General features: G+C 56.8%; 20 protein-coding genes. 13 read left to right on the top strand and 7 right to left on the bottom strand.

What is annotated here, in order from left to right; translation table 11 throughout:
- Nucleotides 1–32: 32 nt before the first annotated feature.
- A complete protein-coding gene (locus M2433_RS20195; RefSeq protein ID WP_429056373.1) occupies nt 33–1,229 on the top strand; it encodes an NAD(P)/FAD-dependent oxidoreductase in 1,197 nt (398 codons plus the stop codon).
- Nucleotides 1,230–1,261: 32 nt separating this feature from the next.
- On the opposite strand, the gene M2433_RS20190 is transcribed toward M2433_RS20195, so the two are convergent.
- Together M2433_RS20190 and M2433_RS20185 are read right to left on the bottom strand one after the other, a co-directional pair.
- On the bottom strand, nt 1,262–2,200 hold the full coding sequence (locus M2433_RS20190; RefSeq protein WP_429056859.1) for an NAD(P)-dependent oxidoreductase: 939 nt from the start codon (nt 2,198–2,200) through the stop codon (nt 1,262–1,264).
- Nucleotides 2,200–2,892 carry an RraA family protein gene (locus M2433_RS20185; protein WP_429056375.1) on the bottom strand — a complete coding sequence of 231 codons (693 nt, stop codon included), beginning with the start codon at nt 2,890–2,892 and terminating at the stop codon, nt 2,200–2,202. Before M2433_RS20185 ends, M2433_RS20190 begins: the two co-directional genes overlap by 1 nt.
- Nucleotides 2,893–3,061: 169 nt before the next feature.
- On the opposite strand from M2433_RS20185, the gene M2433_RS20180 reads away from it, so the two are divergent.
- Nucleotides 3,062–3,799: an IclR family transcriptional regulator gene (locus tag M2433_RS20180; protein ID WP_429056377.1), complete on the top strand. Its 738-nt coding sequence runs from the start codon at nt 3,062–3,064 to the stop codon at nt 3,797–3,799.
- A gap of 37 nt (nt 3,800–3,836) precedes the next feature.
- On the opposite strand, the gene M2433_RS20175 is transcribed toward M2433_RS20180, so the two are convergent.
- Complete coding sequence (locus tag M2433_RS20175) at nt 3,837–5,171, bottom strand: MFS transporter (RefSeq protein ID WP_047345690.1); 1,335 nt, start codon at nt 5,169–5,171, stop codon at nt 3,837–3,839.
- 319 nt (nt 5,172–5,490) lie between these two features.
- On the opposite strand from M2433_RS20175, the gene M2433_RS20170 reads away from it, so the two are divergent.
- A complete protein-coding gene (locus M2433_RS20170) occupies nt 5,491–5,889 on the top strand; it encodes a potassium channel family protein (protein ID WP_429056380.1) in 399 nt (132 codons plus the stop codon).
- Between the two features lie 169 nt (nt 5,890–6,058).
- On the top strand, nt 6,059–7,084 hold the full coding sequence (locus tag M2433_RS20165; RefSeq protein WP_429056383.1) for a TerC/Alx family metal homeostasis membrane protein: 1,026 nt from the start codon (nt 6,059–6,061) through the stop codon (nt 7,082–7,084).
- 50 nt (nt 7,085–7,134) lie between these two features.
- Here the strand turns inward: M2433_RS20165 and M2433_RS20160 are convergent, their stop codons facing one another.
- Nucleotides 7,135–7,797: an HAD family hydrolase gene (locus tag M2433_RS20160; protein WP_429056385.1), complete on the bottom strand. Its 663-nt coding sequence runs from the start codon at nt 7,795–7,797 to the stop codon at nt 7,135–7,137.
- A 240-nt stretch (nt 7,798–8,037) separates the two neighbouring features.
- On the opposite strand from M2433_RS20160, the gene M2433_RS20155 reads away from it, so the two are divergent.
- Nucleotides 8,038–8,514, top strand: coding sequence for an NlpC/P60 family protein (locus M2433_RS20155; protein WP_429056387.1), 477 nt, complete (start codon nt 8,038–8,040; stop codon nt 8,512–8,514).
- Between the two features lie 55 nt (nt 8,515–8,569).
- On the opposite strand, the gene M2433_RS20150 is transcribed toward M2433_RS20155, so the two are convergent.
- Both M2433_RS20150 and M2433_RS20145 read right to left on the bottom strand, forming a co-directional pair.
- Complete coding sequence (locus M2433_RS20150) at nt 8,570–9,364, bottom strand: SDR family NAD(P)-dependent oxidoreductase (protein WP_047345694.1); 795 nt, start codon at nt 9,362–9,364, stop codon at nt 8,570–8,572.
- Nucleotides 9,365–9,396: 32 nt separating this feature from the next.
- Nucleotides 9,397–10,278: a LysR family transcriptional regulator gene (locus M2433_RS20145; RefSeq protein ID WP_429056390.1), complete on the bottom strand. Its 882-nt coding sequence runs from the start codon at nt 10,276–10,278 to the stop codon at nt 9,397–9,399.
- 99 nt (nt 10,279–10,377) lie between these two features.
- Here M2433_RS20145 and M2433_RS20140 point away from each other — a divergent pair, with 99 nt between their 5' ends.
- From M2433_RS20140 to arnF, 8 genes are all read left to right on the top strand, one after another.
- Complete coding sequence (locus tag M2433_RS20140) at nt 10,378–10,884, top strand: phenolic acid decarboxylase (RefSeq protein WP_028014722.1); 507 nt, start codon at nt 10,378–10,380, stop codon at nt 10,882–10,884.
- Nucleotides 10,885–11,207: 323 nt separating this feature from the next.
- Nucleotides 11,208–12,347, top strand: coding sequence for a UDP-4-amino-4-deoxy-L-arabinose aminotransferase (gene arnB, locus M2433_RS20135; RefSeq protein WP_047345697.1), 1,140 nt, complete (start codon nt 11,208–11,210; stop codon nt 12,345–12,347).
- Nucleotide 12,348: 1 nt separating this feature from the next.
- Nucleotides 12,349–13,332 (top strand): undecaprenyl-phosphate 4-deoxy-4-formamido-L-arabinose transferase, encoded by a 984-nt coding sequence (arnC, locus tag M2433_RS20130; protein ID WP_059311425.1) that lies wholly within the window; start codon nt 12,349–12,351, stop codon nt 13,330–13,332.
- A complete protein-coding gene (gene arnA, locus M2433_RS20125) occupies nt 13,329–15,311 on the top strand; it encodes a bifunctional UDP-4-amino-4-deoxy-L-arabinose formyltransferase/UDP-glucuronic acid oxidase ArnA (RefSeq protein ID WP_429056392.1) in 1,983 nt (660 codons plus the stop codon). The genes arnC and arnA overlap by 4 nt, the downstream gene beginning before the upstream one ends.
- Nucleotides 15,308–16,210, top strand: coding sequence for a 4-deoxy-4-formamido-L-arabinose-phosphoundecaprenol deformylase (arnD, locus tag M2433_RS20120; protein WP_429056395.1), 903 nt, complete (start codon nt 15,308–15,310; stop codon nt 16,208–16,210). The genes arnA and arnD overlap by 4 nt, the downstream gene beginning before the upstream one ends.
- Nucleotides 16,207–17,862 (top strand): lipid IV(A) 4-amino-4-deoxy-L-arabinosyltransferase, encoded by a 1,656-nt coding sequence (gene arnT / locus M2433_RS20115; RefSeq protein ID WP_429056397.1) that lies wholly within the window; start codon nt 16,207–16,209, stop codon nt 17,860–17,862. The genes arnD and arnT overlap by 4 nt, the downstream gene beginning before the upstream one ends.
- Nucleotides 17,862–18,197: a 4-amino-4-deoxy-L-arabinose-phosphoundecaprenol flippase subunit ArnE gene (gene arnE / locus M2433_RS20110; protein ID WP_429056861.1), complete on the top strand. Its 336-nt coding sequence runs from the start codon at nt 17,862–17,864 to the stop codon at nt 18,195–18,197. Before arnT ends, arnE begins: the two co-directional genes overlap by 1 nt.
- Nucleotides 18,194–18,598 carry a 4-amino-4-deoxy-L-arabinose-phosphoundecaprenol flippase subunit ArnF gene (arnF, locus tag M2433_RS20105; protein ID WP_429056400.1) on the top strand — a complete coding sequence of 135 codons (405 nt, stop codon included), beginning with the start codon at nt 18,194–18,196 and terminating at the stop codon, nt 18,596–18,598. Before arnE ends, arnF begins: the two co-directional genes overlap by 4 nt.
- Here the strand turns inward: arnF and acpT are convergent.
- Nucleotides 18,531–19,151, bottom strand: coding sequence for a 4'-phosphopantetheinyl transferase AcpT (gene acpT, locus M2433_RS20100; RefSeq protein ID WP_429056403.1), 621 nt, complete (start codon nt 19,149–19,151; stop codon nt 18,531–18,533). The two genes, arnF and acpT, sit on opposite strands and share 68 nt — an antisense overlap.
- Between the last annotated feature and the right edge of the window lie 18 nt (nt 19,152–19,169).

Raw genomic sequence — 19,169 nt, 5'->3', positions numbered from 1 at the left:
AATCCGCGGCAGTTAACCAAGAGGATTTTGACGTGGAAAGGTTTGATGCCGTGGTAATTGGCGCCGGTGCGGCGGGTATGTTTTGTGCGGCGATGGCCGGACAGGCGGGTCGTCGCGTGCTGCTGCTGGATAACGGTAAAAAGCCAGGCCGTAAGATCCTGATGTCCGGCGGCGGGCGCTGCAACTTTACAAACCTGTATGTTGAGCCCGCGGCCTATCTGAGCCAGAACCGTCATTTTTGCAAATCGGCGCTGGCGCGTTACACCCAGTGGGATTTTATCGATCTTGTCGGTAAGCACGGTATCGCGTGGCATGAGAAGACGCTGGGCCAGCTGTTCTGCGACGACTCCGCGCAGCAGATTGTCGATATGCTGGTGGCCGAGTGCGAGAAGGGGGGCGTGACGATGCGCCTGCGCACGGAGGTGCTGGAGGTCGCCCGCGACGAGCAGGGTTACACGCTACAGCTGAACGGTGAAACCGTCAGCGCCGACAGCCTGGTGATCGCCAGCGGCGGCCTGTCGATGCCGGGGCTGGGCGCGTCCCCGTTCGGCTATAAAATTGCCGAACAGTTTGGCCTGAAGGTTCTGTCGACCCGCGCCGGTCTGGTGCCGTTCACGCTGCATAAACCGCTGCTCGAACAGCTCCAGACGCTCTCCGGGGTGTCTGTTCCGTCAGTCATTACCGCTGAAGACGGTACGGTGTTCCGCGAAAATCTGCTCTTTACCCATCGCGGCCTCTCCGGTCCGGCGGTGCTGCAAATCTCCAGCTACTGGCAGCCGGGCGAATTTGTGACGGTAAACCTGGTGCCGGACTGCGATCTGGACGCGTTTCTCAACGAGCAGCGCGCGGCGCACCCTAATCAAAGCCTGAAAAATACGCTGGCAATGCAGCTGCCGAAACGCCTGGTGGAATGTTTGCAGGCGCTTGGGCAGATCCCGGATGTGTCGCTCAAGCAGCTTAACAGCCGCGAGCAGGAGACGCTGGTCGAGACGCTGACAAACTGGCGCGTGCAGCCAAACGGCACCGAAGGCTACCGCACGGCGGAAGTGACGCTGGGTGGGGTGGATACGCATGAACTCTCTTCCCGCACCATGGAAGCCCGCAACGTGCCGGGGCTCTATTTTATTGGCGAAGTGATGGACGTTACCGGCTGGCTCGGCGGGTACAACTTCCAGTGGGCATGGGCAAGCGCCTGGGCCTGCGCACAGGCGCTGGCAGAAGACAAGTGACATAAGCGCGCTGCCACTCATCACGGTTGGCTTTATGGGCTGGCGGTAGTGACGTCTGTCACGGCCAGAATATTGCTCGCGGCCACGGTCCCCATCTTGATATATGACGCTGCGGTGACGCCGCCAATATGCGGTGAAATAACCACATTTTCTACGGACTGCCAGAGGTGCGGCGCCGTCAGCGGCTCGTGGGTAAAACTGTCCAGTGCCGCGCTGTGCAGCGTGCCATCCCTCAGCGCCGCCAGTAACGATTCATTGTGGATCAGTCCACCGCGTGCCGTATTCACCAGGATTGCGTTTCGCCTGCAGTGCGCGAGCATCTGGCTATTGATCATCCCTCGGTTCTCATCGGTCAGCGGACAGTGCAAAGAGATGACATCTGAACGGGAAAGAAGTCCGATCAGCGTTTCTGCTCGTTCGCATTGGGCAGGCATGGACTGAGCATAGGGATCGTAAGCCAGCACCTTCATGCCGAAGGCGTGACCAATATTCGCCACGCGCGAGCCGATGGCACCCAATCCAATCAGCCCTAACGTTAAGCCCTCCAGTTCAATGGATTTATGCGTCGCCTTATCCCAGTGCCCGTCTCGCAGCCGCTTGTCCAGAGGCACCACGGACTTTGCGCAGGCGAGGATCAGCGCCCAGGTATGTTCAGCCACGGCCGCCGCGTTTGCGCCTGGCGCAGAACGGACGGCGATGTGGCGTTTGGCTGCTGCCGCCTGGTCTATCACATCGATCCCACTTCCGTGCTTGGAGATGACCTTCAGAGCCGGGGCGGCATCCATGACCTTCGCCGTGATCTTGCCGTAACGTACCAGAATTGCTACAGGATTGTGTCGTTTACACAGAGCGATCAGTTCATCTTCTGTGGGCTGGCGGCCCGCAAACACCACCTCAAAGCCTTGCAACATCACCATGGCCTGCTCTGCCAGATCGCTTCCGGTAACCAGAACTACGTCTTTGCCTCCCATCACAGCGTCTCCCCGTCAGCTAACATACCTGCCTTACGAAGCGCGTCATCAAGCCAGTGTGGACGTAAATCGCCTTCACGGATGGCGGCAAGACGCCGGGTCTCCATCTCCAGCTTTCCTTTTGCCAGAGCGATAACCTCCTGAACCTCATCGCGCGGGATCACTACCACGCCGTCGATATCCGCTACAACCAGATCCCCGGCCTGAACCGTCGCCCCGGCGACTGAAATGGGATGATTGACCCGGCCAGAAATTAACTTTGTCGGGCCGCAGGGGTTCAGACCGGCAGAGAAGACGGGGTAGTGACCTTTGCTGAGGGTATCGGCGTCACGTACAGCGCCGTCAATAATGATGCCCGCAATGCCGCTCGCCTGAGCCTGAGTGGCCATAATTTCTCCAAGCAGCGCGCAGCTCAGGTCACCTTTGCCATCGACGACCAGGACATCACCGGGTTTCGCAACCGCCATCGCAGCATGAATCGCCAGATTATCACCGGGACGGACTTCAACGGTGATGGCCGGACCCGCAACGGACATGTGTGGGGCCAGCGGCTTGATGCGACCATGAAGCGTACCGCGGCGACCGGCCACGTCGGCCAGAATGGCGGCCTGATACTCGGCAGCCAGGCGAACATTCTCGGCAGAAACGCGTTCGAACTGACGGTTAATCGGGGTTTTTTCAGAAATGGACATGTATGTCTCCATGTTGTTTTACTGTGTACAATGCAGGTGTACTATACAAAACAACTATAGCGGTGTTGCTTTCCTTTTAGCCAGACCCGAGGTGGCGTTTGTGATGTAAACACGAAGTGACTCACAAAATTTGAGGTACACTCACTGCCGGGCTAACAAGGAGATAAAGATGGGGAATGAAGGCGTTGTAGCGGTTGAAAAAGCGCTGGCTTTACTGGATTGCTTCCGTCCTGGGGATGAGAGCCTGACGCTGACCGCGCTGGCGCAGCTATCGGGTTACCACAAAACCACGGTATACCGCTTGATGAATTCTCTTGAACGGATGAACTATGTCGTCAGGCATGAGGACGGCAATTATGCGCTTGGCCCACGTCTGCTTTACCTCGGCAAGCTGTATGAACAATCTTTCCATCTTTCCAGGGTGGTTCAGCCAGAACTTCAGGCCTTATCCCTGGCTTCTCAGGAGAGCGCAAGCTGGTATGTGCTGGAGGGAGGGCAGCGCCTTTGCCTGTTTCGCGCTGAAGCATCGCATGGCCTGCGACACAGTAATCTTCCCGGCAGCCAGTTCCCGCTCGATAATTCGGCCATCAGTAAGGTATTGCGCCATTGGGGGCTCAATGAGAGCCTGCCGGAGGGAGAAGCTGAACTTCCTCTCTACACGTCAGGCGCACGCGATCCCCACACCGCTGCGTTTGCGATGCCTGTCTTCGGCGTTCACGACAAGCTAGTTGCGGCGTTAGCCCTGACTGGCCCCATCTCACGGCTGACGGAAGAGCGCCGTGATAAGGAGATAGGTCCGTTGATGAAGGCGACTGCCAGCCGTCTGTCGCAGAAAATGGGGGCGAGTAAAGCCTTTTGCTCGCAGTTTTATGGTGAAACGAGCGATACGGCGGAAGAGAACGCCTGACGAGCAAAGCGGGACAGGCGTCCCGCTCTGGTTTTGACTAGTTCGTAACCTGCTTTTTATGTAGTCCTGCGTTGCGCGCCTGACGCCCCATCACCAGCACCGCGATACCACCCGCTACGCATAGCCCGGCCAGAGGAAGCATGGCCAGGGTACTGCTGCCCGTATGCTCATTAATAATGCCGTAAGCATTGACCATCACCGCGCCGCCAATAAGGTTGGCGATGGCCCCAATCGCGGCGAGGCCAGCGGCGGCTGAGGTGCTGCTCATCCAGCCCGATGCCAACGCCCAGAACGGTCCCTTCATTGAATAAGCACCGATCAGAATGATACTGAGGATCACAATCGTGGCGAACAGCGATACACTCACGAACGCGGCAATTACGCCCGCAGCAATCATGAAAAGCGTCAGCGCGGTATGCCAGCGGCGTTCGTTGGTCCGGTCAGAACTCCGTCCCCAGACAATCATGAGGACAGAGGCCAGGCCATAGGGGATGGCGTTAAACAGACCTGTCTCCAGATTATTGAGATGGAACGTTTTGAGCAGCTGAGGAGACCAGACGCTGATCGTTGTACCCGCTGAAGATGCGCCCGCGTAGATCAGCGCCATCAGCCAGATTTGACGATGCTTCAGCAGCTGCCATGTCGTCTGGTGACCGATACTTTTATGCTGCTGACGTTCACTCTCGAGCGTCGTTTCCAGCCAGTGTTTCTGCTCGCCGCTGAGCCAGTTTGCCTGATGAGGGCGGTCGCGGAGAATAAACCATGCGGCAATACCCAGCAGCACAGCCGGCAAGCCTTCAATGATAAACAGTAGGTGCCAGCCGCGCAGGCCCAGCCAGCCATCCAGTGACAGAATTACGCCAGACAGCGGAGAGCCAATAAAGTTAGCCAGCGGGATCGCGACCATGAATGAGGCAATAATGCGTGCGCGATAGCGCGACGGGATCCACCAGGTCAAATACAGCACGACGCCCGGAAAGAATCCCGCCTCTGCGGCACCCAGCAAAAAACGTACGATATAGAGAGAGGTGGTGTTCTGTACCAGTGACATACACATGGACACAATGCCCCAGCTGATCATAATGCGGGGGATCCACAGCCGGGCACCCACTTTCTGCATCGCCAGATTGCTCGGTACCTCAAACAGAAAGTAGGCCACGAAATAGAGGCTACTGGCGAAGCCAAACGCGGCTTTGCTGAGGCCGAGGTCCTCATTCATCTGCAACGAAGCCATGCCGATATTCCCGCGATCGATAATGGAGACCAGGTAACTGACAATCAGAAACGGGAGAATACGCCAGATCACCTTCCGCATCGTCTCTCTTTCTATGTCCTCGGTGGCGGTAGCGCCGTTACGTAAATGTTCTGTCATTGTGTCCTCGCAGGGTTTGTTCTTGGTTTTATCAGGTACAACTATGTTTTATTAAACAAAACCACTATAGCGACGGCGCGTTATTTTTATCCAGTTAATGGAAGGTTTAAATGATGTAAATAAGAGGTGACTCACAGATAGTGCGCTCCGTATATATTGCTCAGAGCTGTTGCCCAGCCCCGAAAACAGGACACTCTGTTAAGGGAATAATCACGCAACGCAATTATTGCACTAACTTTTCCTCTCCACTCAACTAAGCTTCGACCAGATGCCCCGCCGCGTTCGCGGGGCCATATCCCTTTTGGTCAGAGCACGCGTCATGCAGCTACTCAGTATTATTATTTTGCTAACCCTCACCGTGGTGATTCATTCGCTGTGGATGTTTGGGGTATTGAAATTCATTACGTTAGAAGTCGATTCTGCGGTCCGCATCGTGTTACGTAACGTCGGCATCGTTATCTCCATGATCTTCGCCCATCTCCTTGAGGCCGGGCTGTTTGCTGCGTTTTATTTTGGCATTGACGCGTTTAAGGACTGGAACACCAGTTTCTACTTTTCGCTGGTGAGCTACGCCACGGTGGGATACGGCGATGTCACGTTACCCCAGCACTGGCGGCTTATCGGCGGGGTGGAAGGGCTGGTGGGCGCGTTGATGGTCGGCTGGTCTGTGGCGGTTCTGGTGGCGGTACTGCAGCGTTTGCGTGGCATGAGCGCCTAAACGGCAGATGCGCGATCCCCGCCTGGTAAGGTAAAGTACACTCCTCTTTACGCAGCCGACAGGGCTGCGGCTTTGAGGGTGAAAAGGCTGATTAACAGTCCACCCTTTTCTGTTCCTGGTTTACGCCAGTTTGCATGGTGTTGTGTTTTGTCTGCCAAAAGGGTTTTGTATGTCTGCTGCTCATCTCGGTTTCCCGACTGAAACCGTTGTTGTCTTTGTCGTGATGGCCGTTGGGGCGATGTTTATCGACCTCTTTATGCATCGTCATGATAAACCGATCTCGCTGAAAAGCGCCGCGATGTGGTCCCTCTTTTGGGTCATGATGGCAATGGCGTTCGCCGGGTTCCTGTATGTTCACCACGGCGCAGAGATGGCGAGCCTGTTCCTCACCGGCTACGCGCTGGAAGAGGTGCTTTCCGTCGATAACCTGTTTGTGATGATGGCGATTTTTGCCTGGTTTGGCGTGCCGGATAAGTATCGCCACCGCGTGCTCTATTGGGGCGTGCTGGGTGCGATAGTGTTCCGCGGTATCTTTGTGGCGATCGGGACAAGCCTGTTGAGTCTGGGGCCTTATGTTGAAGTGATCTTCGCGCTGGTCGTCGGCTGGACGGCGGTGATGATGCTCAAACGCAATGAAGAGAGTGACGAAGTGGAAGATTACTCGGGTCATCTCGCTTATCGCCTGGTGAAGCGCTTCTATCCTGTCTGGCCGAAAATCAGCAGCAATGCCTTTATTCTGACGCAGAAAGAGGTGGATGCGGAGCTCGAAAAACCGGAAAACCGGGACGTGACGGTGGGACGCGTTAAGAAGGCGAAGCGCTATGCGACGCCACTCCTGCTTTGCGTGGCCGTCGTCGAACTCTCTGATGTGATGTTCGCGTTTGACTCCGTGCCGGCCATTATTGCCGTGAGCCGCGAGCCACTGATTATCTACAGCGCCATGATGTTCGCCATTCTCGGCCTGCGTACGCTCTACTTCGTTCTGGAAGCGCTGAAGCATTATCTGGTGCACCTCGAAAAAGCCGTCGTGCTGCTGCTGTTCTTCGTGGCGTTCAAGCTGGGATTAAATGCCACCGATCACTTCTGGCATCACGGTTACAACATTGGCGCCACGGCAAGCCTGTTTGTCGTGCTCGGCGTGCTGGCGCTGGGGATTATTGCGAGCGTGATGTTCCCTGGGAAACGCGAGGCCTGATACCTGGCTTTTCTCCCTCTCCCTGTGGGAGAGGGCCGGGGTGAGGGCACCTAACCCTTAATCGGCGAATTCCGGCGCTTGCGCGGGTGATGGAAATGCCGCCAGTGCGGATCCTGCGCGGCTGCCAGCAGTTCGTGGTCGCCACGGGTGTCTCCCCAGGCGCGCAGGTGATAAGCGTTCAGATCGCCATACACTTTTTCCAGCCTGGCCACTTTCTGGGCGCAGCGGCAGTTATGGCCGGTAATGCGCCCCGTCAGCTTGCCGTCTTTCACTTCCAGCTGCGTGCCAATCAGCTTAATGCCCAGCTTGTCGGCCCACGGCTGAAGCACCAGCGCAGGCGACGCGGAGCAGATGGTCACTTCCGCACCGGAATTCACCTCTGCGGCGACGGCCATTACGCCCTCCGGACGCATCAGCTTGCCCCAGTATTTTTCGCAAAACGCCTCCGCCTGCTGGCGTAGCCAGTGTTCATCCACGCCCGTCAGGAACGTTTTAATCAGCACTTCCTTCAGCTCATCGCGCGTCAGCTTGCGACGCACGCAGTGGAGCGTGGGCAGCGCCATACGCACCAGACGACCCGCGAAGTAACGTTTACCAAAGGCAAAACGCAGGAAAGGGATAAAGCTGTCGTGGTGCGTTAATGTCCCGTCAAAGTCAAAGACAGAGAGCACGTTGGATTTCGCCACCGTCTCGTCGGCAATCATGTTGGTCATAAATACGTCTTAGCTGAAATACACATTCTGCTCATTAGTTTACCTGCTTTAGCGCCACAGTCCTTATACCCTGCGCGTTTTTTTCTCAATCTTGCGCCCTGGCGAAGCAGTCCAAAAACAGACCCGATAAAGATTGGGTGAAAAATGAACTGTCTATATTATCGCCACATTGAAAGATTTTTCGGGGAACCTTTGGCCCCCAACGGTAAGGAAAAACTCACTCACTGCTTCTGTGTTGATATGACTCTTAGATCGCTTATTTCAATCCTCTCGTTAAGTTTTGCTTCGTTCTCTGCATTAAGTTTTCAACTGCCTGCGTCGATGTTATCGATGAACAGCGAGCTGGCGGCATCCCCGGCGAAGTCTGCTCTGGTGCACCAGGAAACGGGTCCGCTACGCTCCCGAATTCTTGACCAATACCAGAAATGGAAAGGAACCCAGTACCGGTGGGGCGGGACCACGCAACGTGGGGTGGACTGTTCCGCGCTCATGCAGCATCTGTTCAGCGATGCGGCGCATCTTGATTTACCGCGCACGACGAGCGAGCAGATCCATCGCGGTGTGCAGGTGGCACAATACCGCCTGAGGCCCGGAGACCTGGTCTTCTTCCAGACCGGTCCGAACCGCAAGCACGTCGGCGTTTATATTGGTGATAGCCAGTTTATTCATGCCTCAAGCAGCCAGGGCGTAACGGTTTCAACCCTGACTGACAGCTAATGGCAGGAACACTTCATCACCGCCCGCCGTATAGCAGGCGCTGCAGCCTGACGGATCAGATGATGTCATCCACGACGCCGCCATCGACGCGCAACGCCGCGCCCGAGGTGGCGGAGGCCTGAGTTGAACAGACATAAATCACCATATTGGCCACCTCTTCAACCGTAGCCGCGCGCTGGATAACCGAGCTGGGGCGGTTGGCCATCACAAATTCTTTCGCCAGCTGCTCCAGTGATTTGCCGGTTTTTTCAATTTCATCCTTCATCATTTCCGCGAAACCGTCAGACATCGTTGGCCCCGGCAATACGCTGTTGACCGTCACCCCGCTTCCCGCCACGAACTTCGCCAGCCCGCGCGCCAGCGAGAGCTGCGCCGTTTTGGTCACGCCGTAGTGGATCATATCCGCCGGGATATTGCAGGCCGACTCGGAGGAGATAAACACCACGCGTCCCCAGCCTTTCTGCACCATGCCCGGCAGCAGGGCGCGGGAGAGGCGTACGCCGGACATCACGTTGGTCTGCCAGTAACGTTCCCAGGTTTCATCGTCGGTGGCATAGAAATCCTGCGGACCGTAAATCCCGGCGTTGTTGACCAGAATATCGACGTTATTCGCAACCTTCAGAAGCGACTCGACCCCTTCGGCCGTACCAAGATCGGCAATCGCGGCACGCACCTGCACGCCGGGCACCACCTGCTGGAGCTGTTGAATGCCCTTATTCACCGATTCCGTGCTGCGGCCATTGACGATCACTTCCGCACCGCTCTCTGCCAGACCTCTGGCAATGGCGAAGCCGATCCCGCCGGTTGAGGCGGTCACCAGCGCCACTTTTCCCGCAAAGTCGATTTTCATCATCTGCTCCTTATCATTTTAACGCTCGGACCTTAAAGCGTAGCAGGTGAGGATGAGGGCTCCTGGCTAAAAAGCCGCAACAGCGCCTCAACCTGCTCATCCAGCGGGGCGAGGGAGCGCTTAACGATGAGGTGAAGCGGCGTTGCCCTGCGCGCACCGTGGCTCAGCGGCAGCCGCTTCAGCACGCCTTGATCCAGCAGGGTCTGGATGCGTTCCTCCGGCAGCCAGCCATACCCGACCTGAGAGACGACGGCTTCAATGGCGGCATCGATGGTGGAAAACGTCCACGACTCGCCGGCCGCGCGCGCGGCAGTCTGGTTGTCCGCAATCTGGATAAGCGGCCACGGGCGCAGCATGTCGTCGTTAAGCGGCGCGTCGAGCTGAAAGAGGGGATGCTGGTGATGCGCCACGGCAACAAAGTCGATATTCATCAGCCATTCGCCGAGGCCGGTCACGTCCTGGCGGCGGGTTAAGACCATCACGTCGGCTTCGTCATTAATGGCATCGGCGCGGGACGTTTCCAGCACTTCGGTGAGACGCACCTGGGTTTGCGGATACCGCTGCTGGAACTGACGCAGAATGGCAAACAGGCGTCGACGCGGGAAAACCGTGTCTACCACCAGATCCAGCCGCGTGCGCATCCCGTTGCGAAGGGTCCCGGCGCGCGTCTCGACGTACGAAAACGCCTTCAGCAGCGGTTTAACCTGGCTGAGAAGGAGCTCCCCGGCAGGCGTTAACACTGCTCGTCGCCCCTCCGGTACCAGCAGCGCCACGCCGAGCCGCTCCTGCAGCAGCGACAGGTTATAGCTGACCGAGGACTGGCTGCGGTGGGTCTCTTCCGCGGCTTTGGCGAAGCTGCCCGCCTCAACCACTTTTGCCAGTAAAGACCATTGTTCAAGGGTCGTCTTAAGCATAATTTATCTAAAATTTGGATGAATTTGATTAAAACATAGCGCTATTCATTCATTTTTTGAAGGGGTACGATCGTCTCATCAAAACAAAGGAGACATCTTATGAACACCTTCGACAAACATGACTTAAGCGGCTTCGTTGGCAAACACCTTGTTTATACATATGACAATGGCTGGAACTACGAGATTTATGTAAAAAATGAGACCACGCTTGATTACCGTATTCACAGCGGTCTTGTGGCCAACCGTTGGGTGAAAGATCAGCAGGCTTACATCGTGCGGGTAGGGGAAAGCATCTATAAAATTTCCTGGACCGAGCCAACCGGTACCGACGTCAGCCTGATCGTGAACCTGGGCGACAAACTGTTCCACGGCACCATCTTCTTCCCGCGTTGGGTCATGAACAACCCGGAAAAAACCGTCTGCTTCCAGAACGATCACATTCCGCTGATGAACAGCTATCGCGATGCAGGCCCCGCGTATCCAACGGAGGTCATTGATGAATTTGCGACGATCACCTTTGTACGCGACTGCGGTGCAAATAATGAAAGCGTAATCGCCTGCGCGGCCAGCGAGTTACCAAAAAACTTTCCAGATAACTTAAAATAAGCGCGACAATTAACTAAAAAGAAAAGTTCCCGGCTATTCCATACTATTTTGGAATAGCCGGGTTTTTTTTTGTTTGTTTATGGTTGGTTTAAATCAATCCATTTCAAAATGTTGCTGACGATCACATTAAAAAAAATTCATATTAATTTAACTTGTTGTTTTTAAAGTAACTGCTAGTTGTTTTATAACGTTGTAAATACAGTCTTAATTTTTTCCTAAGAAAAGAAAGCTACTTTGAGACGAGTTTATGGTTCGTTGAAATAAACGGGCTGGCATTTGGTTAATATCAAAAACGTGCCATTTTTATTGCAAGGAAATTAATAATGAGTGATTTTCTGCCTTTTTCGCGACCGTCGATGGGCGCTGAGGAAATTGCGGCCATTCAGGACGTTTTGATGTCGGGCTGGATCACCACGGGGCCTAAGAATCAGGAACTTGAAGAGGCATTCTGTCAACTTACCGGGAATCAACACGCGATTGCCGTCTGTTCAGCCACCGCGGGAATGCACGTTACGCTGATGGCGCTGGATATTGGCCCGGGCGATGAAGTCATTACCCCCTCGCAAACCTGGGTTTCCACGCTAAATATGATCGTTTTGCTGGGCGCAACGCCGGTCATGATTGATGTGGATAAAGATACGTTGATGGTGACGCCACAAGCCGTTGAAGCCGCTATTACGCCACGTACCAAAGCCATTATTCCCGTTCATTACGCTGGCGCGCCGTGTGAAATTGACGCTATCCATGCCATTGGGGAACGTCACGGTATTCCGGTAATTGAAGATGCGGCCCATGCCGCCGGAACGTATTACAAGAACCGTCATGTGGGCTGGAAAGGGACGGCGATTTTCTCCTTCCACGCCATTAAAAATATGACCTGCGCAGAAGGCGGCTTAGTGGTTACGGATAATGCCGAGCTTGCTGCGCGCATCCGCAGTCTGAAATTCCATGGTCTGGGCGTGGATGCCTATGACCGCCAGACGCACGGCCGTGCGCCGCAGGCGGAAGTGATCGCACCGGGCTATAAATACAACCTGGCGGATATCAATGCCGCGCTGGCGCTGGTGCAGCTGGGCAAACTGAAAGAGGCCAACAAGCGCCGCCAGGACATTGCTGAACGCTACCTGCGTGAGCTTGCCGATACGCCGTTCCAGCCGCTGACTATTCCGTCATGGCCGCACGTTCACGCCTGGCACCTGTTTATTATTCGCGTGGATGAAGCGCGCTGCGGGATTTCCCGCGACAGCCTGATGGCGGCCCTGAAAGAGAAAGGCATCGGCACCGGCCTCCATTTCCGCGCGGCCCACACGCAAAAATACTACCGCGAGCGTTTTCCAGATGTATCGCTCCCGAATTCTGAATGGAATAGCGCGCGTATTTGTTCTCTCCCTCTTTTCCCGGATATGACTCATGACGACACAACCCGCGTCATTACCGCACTCCATCAGCTTGCAGGACATTGATATGTTCAGTGCACCGCCCGTACAAAAAGTTTCCGTGGTCATCCCGGTTTATAACGAGCAGGAGAGCCTGCCCGAACTGATCCGCCGCACAACGGCCGCCTGCGACACGATGGGCAAGGCTTACGAAATTCTGCTGGTAGATGACGGCAGTAGCGATAATTCCGCGCTGATGCTAACCGAAGCCGCACAGGCTGAAGGCAGCCATATTGTTGCGGTGCTGCTCAACCGTAACTACGGCCAACACTCGGCGATTATGGCGGGCTTTAGCCACGTCACGGGCGATCTGGTCATCACCCTGGACGCTGACCTGCAAAACCCGCCGGAAGAGATCCCGCGCCTGGTAGCCAAAGCCGATGAAGGCTACGACGTGGTCGGCACGGTGCGTCAAAACCGTCAGGACAGTCTGTTCCGTAAGCTGGCTTCGCGGACCATCAACCGACTCATCCAGCGTACAACCGGTAAAGCGATGGGCGATTACGGCTGCATGCTGCGCGCCTACCGCCGCCATATTATCGACGCCATGCTTCACTGCCATGAACGCAGCACCTTTATTCCGATCCTCGCCAACACCTTTGCCCGTAAGGCAACGGAAATTCCGGTTCTGCACGCCGAGCGCGAGCACGGCGAGTCGAAGTACAGCTTTATGCGTCTCATCAACCTGATGTACGACCTTATCACCTGCCTGACCACCACGCCGCTGCGTCTGCTGAGCGTTTTCGGCAGCATCATCGCCGTGGCCGGGTTTGCGCTGTCCGTCCTGCTGGTCGTGCTGCGACTGGTCTTTGGCCCGCAGTGGGCGGCGGAAGGGGTCTTTATGCTGTTTGCCGTGCTGTTTATGTTCATCGGCGCCCAGTTTGTCGGGATGGGGCTCCTCGGTGAATACATTGGCCGAATTTATAACGATGTTCGCGCGCGTCCGCGCTACTTTATTCAACGTGTTGTCCGTCAGGAACACAAAGCATCTCAAGAGGAAATTCACCCATGAAAGCTGTCGTATTTGCGTATCACGATATGGGGTGCACGGGCACGCTGGCCCTGCTGGAAGCGGGCTATGACATTGCTGCAATCTTTACCCATCCGGACGCGGCCGGAGAGAATAACTTTTTCGGCTCCGTGGCGCGTATCGCCGCCGAGCGTGGGATTCCGGTATATGCGCCGGACGACGTCAACCATCCGCTGTGGGTGGAGCGCATCCGCGCGCTCGCGCCGGATATGATCTTCTCGTTCTACTATCGCAACCTGCTTTCCGACGAGATCTTAGGTCTGGCCGCAAAAGGGGCCTTTAATCTCCATGGCTCTTTGCTGCCCGCCTACCGTGGCCGCGCCCCGCTGAACTGGGTGCTGGTGAACGGTGAAACGGAAACGGGCGTGACGCTGCACCGTATGGTGCGTCGCGCGGATGCGGGCGCTATCGTGGCACAGCAAAAGGTCGCTATTGATGCGGACGAAACCGCGCTGCAGCTGCATCAAAAGCTGAATGCGACGGCGCAGACGCTGCTGCGTGATGCGCTTCCCTCCATCCTCAGCGGTACTTTCAGCGAAACCGCGCAGGATGAGAGCAAGGCAAGCTGCTTTGGCCGCCGCGCGCCGGAAGATGGCCGTCTGGACTGGAACAAGCCGGCTCGCCAGCTGCACAACCTGGTGCGTGCCGTGACCGACCCGTGGCCGGGCGCGTACAGCTTTGCGGGCGTTAGCAAGTTTATCGTCTGGAAATCTCGCGTGCGTGATGACATCCCGGCCGCTAAACCGGGCACCGTTGTCTCTGTCTCCCCGCTGATTGTGAGCTGCGGCGAGCAGGCGCTGGAGATCGTCACCGGGCAATCCGATAACGGCCTGTACGTTCAGGGCACCCAGCTGGCACAGTCTCTGGGCCTGGTGGCCGGGGCGCTGATCACCAGCGCGCCGGTGGTTGCCATCAAACGCCGCACCCGCGTGCTGATCCTCGGCGTGAACGGCTTTATCGGTAACCACCTGACCGAACGCCTGCTCAAAGACGATAACTACGAAATCTATGGCCTGGATATTGGCGCGGATGCCATCAGCCGTTTCCTCGACAACCCGCGTTTCCACTTCGTGGAAGGGGACATCAGCATCCACTCTGAGTGGATCGAGTACCACATTAAAAAATGTGACGTGGTGCTGCCGCTGGTCGCCATTGCGACGCCAATCGAATACACCCGTAATCCGCTGCGCGTGTTCGAGCTGGACTTCGAAGAGAACCTGAAGATCATCCGCGACTGCGTGAAATACGACAAGCGCATCATCTTCCCGTCCACCTCTGAAGTATATGGCATGTGTACCGATAAAAACTTCGATGAAGACACCTCCAACCTGGTGGTCGGGCCGATCAACAAACAGCGCTGGATTTACTCTGTTTCCAAACAGCTGCTGGACCGCGTAATTTGGGCCTACGGCGAGAAAGAAGGGCTGCGCTTTACCCTGTTCCGTCCGTTCAACTGGATGGGGCCACGTCTGGATAACCTGAACGCGGCGCGTATCGGTAGCTCCCGCGCCATCACCCAGCTGATCCTGAACTTGGTAGAAGGCTCTCCTATTAAGCTTATCGAAGGCGGTAAGCAGAAACGCTGCTTTACCGATATCAGCGATGGTATCGAAGCCCTGTTCCGCATCATCGAAAACAAAGATAACCGCTGCAACGGTGAAATCATCAACATCGGTAACCCGGAAAACGAAGCGAGCATTCGCGAGCTAGCAGAGATGCTGCTGGCCAGCTTTGAGCGCCATCCGCTGCGCGATAAGTTCCCGCCGTTTGCTGGTTTCCGCGAAGTGGAAAGCAGCAGCTACTACGGCAAAGGGTATCAGGACGTTGAGCACCGTAAGCCAAGCATTCGCAATGCGAAGCGCTGCCTGAACTGGACGCCGACGGTGAAGATGGAGCAGACCATTGATGAAACGCTCGATTTCTTCCTTCGCACCGTGGAGCTCTCGGATCAGGCCTCATGAGAAAAGTCGGTTTACGCATTGATGTCGATACCTTCAGGGGAACGCGTGACGGCGTACCCAAACTGCTGGAACTGCTGAGCAAGCACGGCGTGCGTTCCAGCATTTTCTTCAGCGTGGGGCCTGACAACATGGGACGCCATTTATGGCGTCTGGTTAAACCGGCGTTTCTGTTCAAAATGCTGCGCTCGCGCGCAGCATCCCTTTACGGCTGGGATATTTTGCTGGCCGGCACCGCATGGCCCGGCAGGCGCATCGGCGCAGGTAATGAGGCCGTTATCCGTGAGGCGGCTCAGTACCATGAGATTGGCCTGCATGCCTGGGATCACCATGCCTGGCAGGCCTGGGCTGGCGTCTGGGACATCCCGCGCCTGTCCCGTGAGGTCGAGCGCGGAATGCTTGAGCTGGAGGCCATTACCGGTCAGCCGGTGCGCTGCTCTGCCGTGGCAGGATGGCGTGCGGATCAACGCGTCGTGAAAGCCAAAGAAGCGTTCGCGTTTCGCTACAACAGCGATTGCCGCGGAACAGAGCCGTTTTTGCCGCTGTTAGGTGACAATCGCTACGGTACGGTACAAATTCCGGTTACGCTTCCTACCTGGGATGAAGTCGTCGGGCGCGAGGTGAACGCTGAGGGGTTCAATCGCTATATTCTGGACTGCATCCATCGTGACGCCGGTACGCCGGTCTATACCATCCATGCCGAGGTGGAAGGAATTGCGTATCAGCATGATTTCGATGCGCTGCTGACGATGGCCGCTCAGGAGGGCATTGAATTCTGTCCGTTGAGCGAGCTGCTGCCAGACGACCTCAGCACCCTGCCTGTAGGTAAAGTGGTACGTAATGAACTGGCTGGCCGGGAAGGCTGGCTTGGCTATCAACAAACCGTGAGTTCGGCCCCATGAAAACAGCCCGTTATGGCTTAGCGCTTCTCGCACTGTTTATCCTTTACTACCTTATTCCTGTCGATATCCGCCTGCTGTGGCAGCCTGATGAAACCCGCTATGCGGAAATCAGTCGCGAAATGCTGACGTCCGGAGACTGGGTGGTCCCGCATTTTCTGGGGCTGCGTTACTTTGAAAAACCGATTGCCGGCTACTGGATCAACAGTATCGGGCAACTCCTGTTTGGGCATACGAACCTTGCCGTGCGCGCCGGGTCCATATTCTCGACCGGGTTAACGGCGCTGCTGGTTATCTGGATGGCCTGGCGTCTCTGGCGGGATAAGCGGACGGCCATTTTCTCCGGCCTTATCTTCCTGACCCTGTTCCTGGTGTATGGCATTGGGACCTATGCGGTGCTGGATCCCATCATCACCCTGTGGCTGGTGGCGGCGATGTGCAGCTTCTGGCTGGCCTCACAGGCCCAAACCGTTGCCGGAAAAGCGGGTGGCTATGTGCTGCTTGGGCTGGCGTGCGGGATGGGGGTGATGACCAAAGGCTTCCTGGCGCTGGCGGTACCGGTGATTGGCGTGCTGCCGTGGGTGATTGCCCAGAAGCGCTGGAAAGAGGTGTTGATATTTGGCTGGCTTGCGATCCTGAGCTGCGTGCTGATTGTCCTGCCGTGGGCGCTGGCCATTGCGCAGCGTGAGCCTGATTTCTGGCGTTACTTCTTCTGGGTTGAGCATATTCAGCGTTTTGCCCAGAGCGACGCGCAGCACAAAGCACCGTTCTGGTATTACCTGCCGTTCCTGATTGCGGGCAGCCTGCCGTGGCTGGCGCTGCTGCCCGGCGCGTTTCGTTTTGGCTGGAATGACAGGCAAAACGCCGGTGGCGGGTTCTACCTGCTGGGTTGGGTGGTGATGCCGCTGCTGTTCTTCAGCATCGCCAAAGGCAAGCTGCCGACCTATATCCTGCCGTGCTTTGCCCCGCTAGCTATCCTGATGGCACGCTATGCGTGCCTCGCGGCAGAAAAAGGCGCCAGAGCGTTGCGCATTAACGGCGGGATTAACCTGGCGTTCGGCGTCATCGGCGTGATAGCGGCGCTGGTGGTTTCGCCGTGGGGGCTGACTAAGCACCCGGTCTGGACGTCGGTGGAGCTGTATAAAGTCTTCTGTGCGGTGGTGGCGTTCCTCATCTGGGCCGCGGTGGGCTGGTTTACGTTCAGGCAGAGCCAGCAGCGCTGGTGGCTGGCTGCCTTGTGTCCTGCGGGCCTGGCGCTGCTGATAGGCTTTGCCATTCCTAACCTGGTGGTGGATTCCAAACAGCCGCAGTCGCTGGTCGATACCGTGCGCGCGCCGCTTCAGGAGAGCCGATTTGTGCTGGCCAATAACGTTGGTCTGGCCGCTGGCCTGGCGTGGGAGCTGAAGCGCAGTGACATCACGCTGTTTGGTCAGAGTGGCGAACTGCGTTACGGGCTGGATTATCCCGACGTTAAAGATCGTTTTGTCGGTAAGGATGACTTCGCACAGTGGCTGGCGGAGCATCGTCAGCAGGGACGCGTATCGCTGGTTATCCTGCTGTCAAAACGCGATGACCTTTCGCGGGCGAATCTGCCAGAACCGGATAGCGTGTATATCCAGGGTCGTCTGGCCTACCTGCAGTATCTGCCGAAGTGATGACCTGGATCTGGCTGATACTGGCAAGCCTGCTGAGCTGCGCGGGACAACTGTGCCAGAAGCAAGCCACCCGTCCGGCGAAAGCCGGGCGGCGTGGCACGCATATCGCGCTGTGGCTTGGACTCGCACTGCTGGCGCTGGGCAGCGGGATGCTGGTCTGGCTGGTGGTGCTGCAACGCCTGCCCGTGGGCATTGCCTACCCTATGTTGAGCCTCAATTTTGTCTGGGTGACGCTGGCGGCGAAAGCATTCTGGCGTGAGAACGTCGCGCCGCACCACTGGCTGGGGGTTGGGTTTATCATCATTGGGATTATTGTGCTGGGAGGAAGCCTGTGAAAGGGGCATTCTGGGCATTATGCAGCGTGCTGTTAGTCAGCGCCGCGCAGCTGCTGCTGCGAAGCGCCATGCAGGCACTGCCGTCCGTAAACGATATCCCGGTGTTTATCTCTGCACTGTGGCACTTCTCGTCCGGCACCGGCGCGCTGCTGCTGGGGTTGATAGGGTACGTGGCCTCAATGGGCTGCTGGTATCTGGCGCTGCATCGAATGGCGCTCAGCAAAGCGTACGCCCTGCTGAGCCTCAGCTATATTCTGGTGTGGGGCGCCGCGATCCTGCTGCCAGGCTGGTGGGAGCGCTTCTCCTGGCACGGGCTGGTGGGCGTCGGGTTTATTATTCTGGGTGTGCTGGTGATTTTTCTGCCAGCGCGTCGTCAGCAGAATGGATCAACCCGGCCCTGAGCTCGAAGGGCGTCGCGGTGCAGACCGCGAGACTCAACGAGTCAACCAGGCAGTGGCTCACCGAGTGGAATGCGCTGGCTGCACTATCAATGCTGACCATTTGCCACGCGTGACCGCCGCACTGTTTCACGATCGCTTCCTTCCGCGCCCAGATGCGCCAGAATGCCGTAAGCTGGCTCTCTGGCGTTTCCTTTTCCAGTTCTTCATGCTCGGCGTTGCTGAAGACCGCATTGGCGAGCGTACGCCAGTTATCCTGGGGGCGAATACGTTCAAGCGAACAGCCAACGTTGCCTTCATCACTGATGATTAACGCAATGTCATCCTGCGAGTGGCTAAGGCTGAACCATAGCGGAACGTCGCCCGCAAAAAGGGGTTTTCCCTGTTCGTTGTGAATAATTTCCGGAAGTGGCTTTGGGGCTACCAGACGCGAGAGCAGCCCGCGGCCCGCCAGCCAGCGCGCGCGCTGGTCACCTTCGGGCGCGTGTCGGGAGAGCGCTTCAGCCCAGCGATTGGTGCTGAGCGAGGAAATTTTTCCCAGAAAAACCTGGTACATATAACGTCTGGCCTTCAG

The sequence above is a fragment of the Enterobacter sp. AC1 genome, from assembly GCF_050434705.1.
Lineage (GTDB): Bacteria > Pseudomonadota > Gammaproteobacteria > Enterobacterales > Enterobacteriaceae > Enterobacter > Enterobacter cloacae_L.
The sequence above is the reverse complement of the archived record's forward strand: the minus strand, read 5'-3'. Positions and strand labels throughout refer to the sequence as shown.

Coding starts and splice junctions, on each gene's coding strand:
- M2433_RS20170 (WP_429056380.1), top strand. CDS start 5,491: ATGCAGCTACTCAGTATTATTATTTTGCTAACCCTCACCGTGGTGATT.
- M2433_RS20190 (WP_429056859.1), bottom strand. CDS start 2,200: ATGGGAGGCAAAGACGTAGTTCTGGTTACCGGAAGCGATCTGGCAGAG.
- M2433_RS20185 (WP_429056375.1), bottom strand. CDS start 2,892: ATGTCCATTTCTGAAAAAACCCCGATTAACCGTCAGTTCGAACGCGTT.
- M2433_RS20150 (WP_047345694.1), bottom strand. CDS start 9,364: ATGAAAATCGACTTTGCGGGAAAAGTGGCGCTGGTGACCGCCTCAACC.
- M2433_RS20155 (WP_429056387.1), top strand. CDS start 8,038: ATGACTCTTAGATCGCTTATTTCAATCCTCTCGTTAAGTTTTGCTTCG.
- arnE (WP_429056861.1), top strand. CDS start 17,862: ATGACCTGGATCTGGCTGATACTGGCAAGCCTGCTGAGCTGCGCGGGA.
- M2433_RS20145 (WP_429056390.1), bottom strand. CDS start 10,278: ATGCTTAAGACGACCCTTGAACAATGGTCTTTACTGGCAAAAGTGGTT.
- M2433_RS20160 (WP_429056385.1), bottom strand. CDS start 7,797: ATGACCAACATGATTGCCGACGAGACGGTGGCGAAATCCAACGTGCTC.
- arnT (WP_429056397.1), top strand. CDS start 16,207: ATGAAAACAGCCCGTTATGGCTTAGCGCTTCTCGCACTGTTTATCCTT.
- arnB (WP_047345697.1), top strand. CDS start 11,208: ATGAGTGATTTTCTGCCTTTTTCGCGACCGTCGATGGGCGCTGAGGAA.
- M2433_RS20165 (WP_429056383.1), top strand. CDS start 6,059: ATGTCTGCTGCTCATCTCGGTTTCCCGACTGAAACCGTTGTTGTCTTT.
- M2433_RS20180 (WP_429056377.1), top strand. CDS start 3,062: ATGGGGAATGAAGGCGTTGTAGCGGTTGAAAAAGCGCTGGCTTTACTG.
- M2433_RS20140 (WP_028014722.1), top strand. CDS start 10,378: ATGAACACCTTCGACAAACATGACTTAAGCGGCTTCGTTGGCAAACAC.
- acpT (WP_429056403.1), bottom strand. CDS start 19,151: ATGTACCAGGTTTTTCTGGGAAAAATTTCCTCGCTCAGCACCAATCGC.
- arnC (WP_059311425.1), top strand. CDS start 12,349: ATGTTCAGTGCACCGCCCGTACAAAAAGTTTCCGTGGTCATCCCGGTT.
- arnD (WP_429056395.1), top strand. CDS start 15,308: ATGAGAAAAGTCGGTTTACGCATTGATGTCGATACCTTCAGGGGAACG.
- M2433_RS20175 (WP_047345690.1), bottom strand. CDS start 5,171: ATGACAGAACATTTACGTAACGGCGCTACCGCCACCGAGGACATAGAA.
- arnA (WP_429056392.1), top strand. CDS start 13,329: ATGAAAGCTGTCGTATTTGCGTATCACGATATGGGGTGCACGGGCACG.